7 protein-coding genes are annotated in these 5,903 nt (G+C 67.4%); 3 read left to right on the top strand and 4 right to left on the bottom strand.

The window, feature by feature from the left end; genetic code table 11:
- Together IRZ12_RS14985 and IRZ12_RS14980 are read left to right on the top strand one after the other, a co-directional pair.
- The coding region (locus tag IRZ12_RS14985) for an ATP-binding protein (RefSeq protein WP_296470015.1) at positions 1-779 on the top strand (779 nt) is incomplete at its 5' end.
- 84 nt (positions 780-863) lie between these two features.
- Positions 864-1,994 carry a thiamine phosphate synthase gene (locus tag IRZ12_RS14980; RefSeq protein WP_296470011.1) on the top strand — a complete coding sequence of 377 codons (1,131 nt, stop codon included), beginning with the start codon at positions 864-866 and terminating at the stop codon, positions 1,992-1,994.
- 83 nt (positions 1,995-2,077) lie between these two features.
- Here the strand turns inward: IRZ12_RS14980 and IRZ12_RS14975 are convergent, their stop codons facing one another.
- From IRZ12_RS14975 to IRZ12_RS14960, 4 genes are all read right to left on the bottom strand, one after another.
- On the bottom strand, positions 2,078-2,293 hold the full coding sequence (locus IRZ12_RS14975; protein ID WP_296470008.1) for a DNA gyrase inhibitor YacG: 216 nt from the start codon (positions 2,291-2,293) through the stop codon (positions 2,078-2,080).
- Positions 2,294-2,354: 61 nt separating this feature from the next.
- A complete protein-coding gene (gene zapD / locus IRZ12_RS14970; protein ID WP_296470006.1) occupies positions 2,355-3,110 on the bottom strand; it encodes a cell division protein ZapD in 756 nt (251 codons plus the stop codon).
- Positions 3,111-3,270: 160 nt separating this feature from the next.
- Positions 3,271-3,954: a dephospho-CoA kinase gene (gene coaE / locus IRZ12_RS14965; RefSeq protein ID WP_296470003.1), complete on the bottom strand. Its 684-nt coding sequence runs from the start codon at positions 3,952-3,954 to the stop codon at positions 3,271-3,273.
- Positions 3,954-4,805, bottom strand: a complete 852-nt coding sequence (locus IRZ12_RS14960) for an A24 family peptidase (protein WP_296470000.1) — start codon at positions 4,803-4,805, stop codon at positions 3,954-3,956. The genes coaE and IRZ12_RS14960 overlap by 1 nt, the downstream gene beginning before the upstream one ends.
- A gap of 167 nt (positions 4,806-4,972) precedes the next feature.
- Here IRZ12_RS14960 and IRZ12_RS14955 point away from each other — a divergent pair, with 167 nt between their 5' ends.
- Entirely contained in the window at positions 4,973-5,791 is an 819-nt protein-coding gene (locus tag IRZ12_RS14955) for a copper resistance protein NlpE N-terminal domain-containing protein (protein ID WP_296469997.1), read from the top strand.
- Positions 5,792-5,903: the final 112 nt, after the last annotated feature.

Genomic DNA, 5,903 nt, shown 5'->3' with positions numbered 1-5,903 from the left:
CCCATGCCTTCCGCTGGCGCAAGCGGAGCACGCGCGGCTGGCTGGAGCCGGTGCGGCACATCGCCCGCATCCACCTCGATGACCTGCAGCACATCGACCGCCAGAAAGAGGTGATCGACCGCAACACGCGCCAGTTCCTGGAAGGCAAGCCGGCCAACAACGTCCTGATGACGGGCGCCCGGGGCACGGGCAAGAGCTCGCTGGTGAAAGCCATGCTGGCTGCCTACGCCGAGCGCGGGCTGCGCCTGATCGAAGTCGACAAGGGCGACCTGGGCGACCTGCAGGAAATCGTCGAGCTCGTGGCCGAGCGGCCTGAGCGCTTCATCATATTTGCCGACGATCTTTCGTTCGAAGAAGGCGAGGCCGGCTACAAGGCGCTTAAGTCCGTGCTGGACGGTTCCATCGCCGCCGCCTCGCAGAACGTGCTGATCTACGCGACCTCGAACCGGCGCCACCTGATGCCGGAATACATGCACGAGAACCTGGAGGCCAAGCACCAGAGCGACGGCGAAATCCACCCCGGCGAAACCGTCGAGGAAAAGATCTCGCTATCGGAACGCTTCGGCCTGTGGCTGTCGTTCTACCCGTTCAAGCAGGACGATTACCTCGACATCGTGGCCCATTGGCTGCGCGAGCTGGGATGCAGCGAGGAATCTATCGAGCGCTCCCGGACCGCCGCGCTGCAATGGACCCTGGAGCGCGGCTCGCGTTCCGGACGCGTCGCCTGGCAGTTCGCGAAAGACTGGGCGGCCAAAGACGAACAGCGCGGCGCCCGCTGACTCGCAAAGCCTGGCCTTCGCGGGCGCAAGGCGGCCGCGGCTGCGCCTGCGCCAGGTGAAACCGCACATCCAGGAAGACGTGGAATGACCAAGAAACCCGACACTGCCGGCAAAGTCGTGGACGTCGCCGTGGGCGTCATGCTGCGGCCGGACGGGAGCTTGCTCCTCGGACAACGCCCCGAGGGCAAGCCGTACGCCGGCTGGTGGGAGTTTCCCGGGGGCAAGCTGGAAGCCGGTGAAACGGTGCTGCAGGCCCTAGCCCGGGAGCTCAAGGAAGAGCTGGGCGTGACCGTCCTGAAGGCCTTGCCCTGGGTCACGCATATCCATGCGTATGCGCATGCCACCGTCAGGCTTTATTTCTGCCGCGTCACGGAATGGGAAGGGCAGCCTCGAGGGCTGGAGTCGCAAGCGCTGCAATGGGCGCGGGTACGTGCGGCCACCCCATCGGAAATCGCGGCCGCGGAGCGGGAACGCGAGGAGCGGCTCGCCCAGCTGGAGGCCCGGCGCTCGCGCGGCGAGCAGCCGACCGACCTGGAAACCGCGCAAGCTCGCGCGCAGGCGCCGGAAGACGCGCTGGGCCTCGCCCTCGAGCCGCGCATCGGGCCGGTGCTGCCCGCCACCCTGCCGCCCCTGCAGTGGCTGTCGCTGCCAGACACCTACGCCATCACGAACATCGGCTCGCCCTCCCAGGTGGAGCCCTTCCTGCAACGCCTCGACGCCGCCTTGGCGGCGGGCCTCAAGCTCATCCAGTTCCGCGAACCAGGCTGGCCCGGTGGCCCCGCGGAACCGTCGTTGCGCGAGGTGCTCAAGCGCGTCTCGGCGCGCGCCCGGTCTGCCGGGGCGCAAGTTCTCCTGAACAGCGCGCACCCGGCGCCTTGGCGCGCCGACGCCGACGGGGTGCATTTACGGTCGGCGGACCTCGCCGGCGAACGACCGGAATTACCCCGCGGCGCGCGCCTGGGCGTGTCCGTGCACACCGAGGAAGAATTGGAATGCGCCCGCCGGCTCGGCGCTGACTTCGCGGTATTGGGCCCGGTGCTGCCGACCGCGTCGCACCCGGGCCAGCCGGCCCTGGGGTGGGAAAGATTCGCCGCCCTGGCGCTGCACGCGGGCCTGCCGGTGTTCGCGCTCGGCGGCCAGTCGGCACGAACGAAAGCCCTCGCGCTCGAGCATGGCGCGCATGGCATCGCCGGAATCGGGGCGTTCTGGGGGTAGTGACCCGCCGCATGCCGGGCCGCTGGCCGACAGCTCCCGTATCCCGTACTACGCGCCGCGCGCGGCAATGGGGCGGATGCGCCTCAGTTCATCGAACGCGGCGGCGGGTAAAGGCGCTCGGCCGTATCGCCGATGAGATCGTCGGTTTCCAGCGGCGCGCCCGGAATGGCGAATTTCTCGGACGCCCATGCGCCCAGGTCGATCTGCCGGCACCGCTCCGAACAGAAGGGACGCCAGGCGTTGTCGGGGCTCCAAATGACAGGCTTGGAGCAAGTGGGGCATTTGACTTTCTTGACCATGGCGACATTCTAGCGAAGCGGCCGGGCGGGCTAGCAAGCGCTCCGCCCGGCGCGAGCCGCCTCAAAGGCTGTTGCAGAGCGTGAGCTGGAACGGGACGTCCATGGATACGGGCTGGGGTTTCATGTCGCCGCCCTGCGACGAGAATCGCACCGAGACCATGTACTTGTTGGCGCTGACCTCGGGAAACACGCCGAGGCCCTCGTCCACGCGAATGCGCAGCAGCTGGTAGGCCTTGCCCCCAAGCATTTGCTGGAAGGCCCCGCCTTCGGCCATGACGCTGACCTGCCGTCCCGACTCGCGCAACATCTTGAGCACGATGGCCAGCCCGTCCCGCATGGGAAGGAAAGGCTCGACCCACTGGGAGAGGTCCTGCACCCGCTGTTCCGCCGGCTTGTGTTTCCAGGCGTGGTAGGAAGGCACGTCGAACTCGCAGGCGCCCCCGGGGATGGCGAGCCGGCTGCGGATGCTGGTGAGCCATTCGTTCTGCCGCAGCGGCATGCCGGTCTTGCCCTGCGCCACCAGCGACGAGGCGACTTGTTCGATGTTGGCGAGCATGGCATCGAGCGCTTGCCTGTCGACGTCGGGATGGTCGCGAAGCGAACAAAGCGACTGGCGGTAGCGTTCCAGGTCCTGCAGCAGGTCGGACTTCAAGTCGGCGCGCGCCGAGACATCGAGGATTTCGAACAGCGTGGTCAGTGCAACGTGATGCCCGCGCGGATCCGATTGCCGCACGAAGAAAAATAACGTATCGAAGAGGCTTTCCAGACGCAACAGCGTACGGACGCGCTCATTGAATGGATACTCGTACAAAACCACGTAGACCGTCCGGTATCGGAATTGGTGGAACTATACCTGCACAATTGGATGAAGCGACAGACGCTTCATCCGTTTCCGAACCGGCCCTCGCACGGGCACACCTCGGAACACCTCCTATGTAGGCGCATGGTCGCAACGCACATCTCGCCGATCTCAGCCTCTACTTTGACGGAGGCGCATCCGAAATTCGGTTTCGAGATGTGACTGAACCGAGGCGAGCGGCCAGCTCGAGCCACAGCCGGTGCTGGGCCAAGGCACGCTGGACGAGCTGTTCGCGCGTCGTCGAACCGTCATTGACGATGACGTCGTCGGCCACGGCCAGGCGCTCTGCGCGGCTCGCCTGGGCATTCATGATGCGGGCAATCATCTCGGGCGCGAGGCCGCTGCGGCGCTGCACGCGCTGCACCTGCGTTGCCTCGTCGCAGTCCACCACGCAGATGCGGTCTACGCGGTCGCGCCAGCGGCCGGACTCGACGAGCAGGGGCACGACGAACACTTGGTAGGCGCCCTCCCGCTCCCCAGCTTGGCGCTCGACCTCCTGCCCGATCAGGGGGTGGATGATCGCCTCCAGGCGCGCCTTGGCCTGCGGATCGGAAAATACCAGCTCCCGCATCCGGGCGCGGTCCATGGCGCCGTCCTGGCCGATCACCGAAGAACCGAACTCGCGGCGCAAGGGCTCGATGGCCAAGCCTCCGGGAGCGGTCAGCGCATGCGAGATCGCATCCGTATCGATGACCGCCGCGCCCTGCCGGGCAAGCAAGTCCGCGACGGCGGTCTTGCCCGAGCCTATGCCCCCCGTCAGGCCGACGCGCAAGAGCCTGCCGCGGGATGTATGAGTCGTCATCACCATGCGAGAAGCTTAGCCCATGCATCGCCGCCGAGGAGGCCCGCCACGCCCGCGGCGGCCAGGTAAGGCCCGAACGGCAGCGGCTGCCCCCGCCGGATCCTGCCGAGAAGGAGGAGCCCCCCCGCCACGACGATGCCGACCAGCGAGGCCGCCACCATGACCAGCGGCAGGCTCAGCCAGCCCAGCCATGCGCCGATGGCGGCCAGCAGCTTGAAATCCCCGTAGCCCATGCCCTCTTTGCCGGTCGCAAGGCGGAAGATCCAATACACCGCCCACAGCACGCCGTAGCCTGCCATGGCGCCGATCACCGCATGGGACAAAGGCGCGAACAGCCCCCAGAGATTGACGAACAGGCCCGCCCACAGCAACGGCAAGGTCAGCGCGTCGGGCAGCAGGGAGGTTCGCAGGTCGATGACGGCCAGGGCGAGGCACGCCGCGCAAAACCCCATCGCCGCCAGCGCCGCCCACGAAACGCCGAACCGCGCCAGGCACGCCGCGAACAGCCCTGCCGCGGCCAGCTCCACGAGCGGATACTGCACGGAGATCGGCGCCCGGCAGTGGGCGCAGCGCCCGCGCAGCACCAACCAGCTGAACACCGGCACATTGTGCCGCCAGGCGATGGGGTGCTTGCAGGCCGGACAATGCGAACGCGGATAGGCCAAGTCGAAACGCTCGTGCGCCGGCGCCTCGCCGTTCAGTTCCGCGCATTGCGCCTGCCAGGCCCGGTGCATCATCTGCGGCAGGCGCACGATGACCACGTTGAGAAAACTGCCGACGGCCAGTCCGAGCACGACCGCCGATGTCCAGGCCAGCCACGGCGTGGCCGCAAGTATTTGCACGAAAGACATAGAAGAGAGAAAAATCGCCGCGCTGCGGCCCCCCGCAAGCTTAACCGCCCCCGCACTCCGCCGCGAAGTCGCAGCCAGGAGGAAATGTCCACCATCTCGCCCCGGGCGCGAGAACGGACGGGCGCAACAAGGTAGACTTGCGATAAACGTCAAGAGCCGGAGCCGTCATGACCAACCCGCCACTTCCGTCCCGCCCCTCTCCGTCACGCTTCGCCAGCCTCCTCGCAGCGGCCGTCGTCGCGGCCGGCCTGGCGGGCTGCGCCATCCCCTTGCCCGATCGCCAGCGTACCGAAGCGCCGAGCGACGCCGGCGCTGCCCCCCCGCCTCCCGAAATGCAGGGAACGCAAGTGGACCAAGCGCCCGTCGTCGACCGTGGCGCGCCCCTGGCCCAGCCCCAGACGTTCCGCGGCGTCATCCCCTGCGCCGACTGCGCGGGGCAGCGGATCACCCTGACCCTGCTGCCAGATTGGACCTGGCGCATGCGCCGCGTCTATCTCGGCACGCGCGACAACAAAGACCTCACCTTCATCAGCACCGGCCGCTGGGAACGGCTGGTCGACGCCCCCGAACGCATCCGCCTGGTCGGCGACCGCAATGAAGGCGGCCTGTACGAATTCCTGTCGCCCACGACCTTGCGACTGCTCGACCAGAAGGGCGAGCCCATCCAGTCGGCGCTCAACTACTCGCTCACCCAGCAGTTCGACATCGACTACATCGAGGAATCCTTCCCCATGCGCGGCAAAGTAGTCGCCAAGGACGGCGAGGCAACCTTCGCCATCTGCAGCACGGGTAAGCGTTACCCCGTCGCCAAGACCGGCCAGGGGCAGGCCCTTGTCGATGCCTATTCCAAGCTGCGCATCGCGCCGGGCACGCCGGTGCTGATGTGGATAGAAGGCCGGATCGCCCGCACGGGAGAACCGCCGCGCGATGTCGTGGTCGTCGACAAACTCACCCGCGGGATGCTGGATAGCCCCTGCGAGGACTGACGAACGTCCTCCGTTGACATCCTCCCCGGCCTGAAGGTCGGAGATTCCTACGGCGCTCAGGAGCGGCATTGAGCCGCCCCTGAGTCGCTTCGGTGGGTTCCTGCTGCTGGCG

The sequence above is a fragment of the Pigmentiphaga sp. genome (assembly GCF_019689535.1).
Lineage (GTDB): Bacteria > Pseudomonadota > Gammaproteobacteria > Burkholderiales > Burkholderiaceae_B > Pigmentiphaga.
The sequence above is the reverse complement of the archived record's forward strand: the minus strand, read 5'-3'. Positions and strand labels throughout refer to the sequence as shown.

Bases quoted from the DNA above. Each gene is read 5' to 3' on its own strand.
- IRZ12_RS14980 (WP_296470011.1), top strand. From the start codon at position 864: ATGACCAAGAAACCCGACACTGCCGGCAAAGTCGTGGACGTCGCCGTG.
- IRZ12_RS14975 (WP_296470008.1), bottom strand. From the start codon at position 2,293: ATGGTCAAGAAAGTCAAATGCCCCACTTGCTCCAAGCCTGTCATTTGG.
- coaE (WP_296470003.1), bottom strand. From the start codon at position 3,954: ATGACGACTCATACATCCCGCGGCAGGCTCTTGCGCGTCGGCCTGACG.
- IRZ12_RS14960 (WP_296470000.1), bottom strand. From the start codon at position 4,805: ATGTCTTTCGTGCAAATACTTGCGGCCACGCCGTGGCTGGCCTGGACA.
- IRZ12_RS14955 (WP_296469997.1), top strand. From the start codon at position 4,973: ATGACCAACCCGCCACTTCCGTCCCGCCCCTCTCCGTCACGCTTCGCC.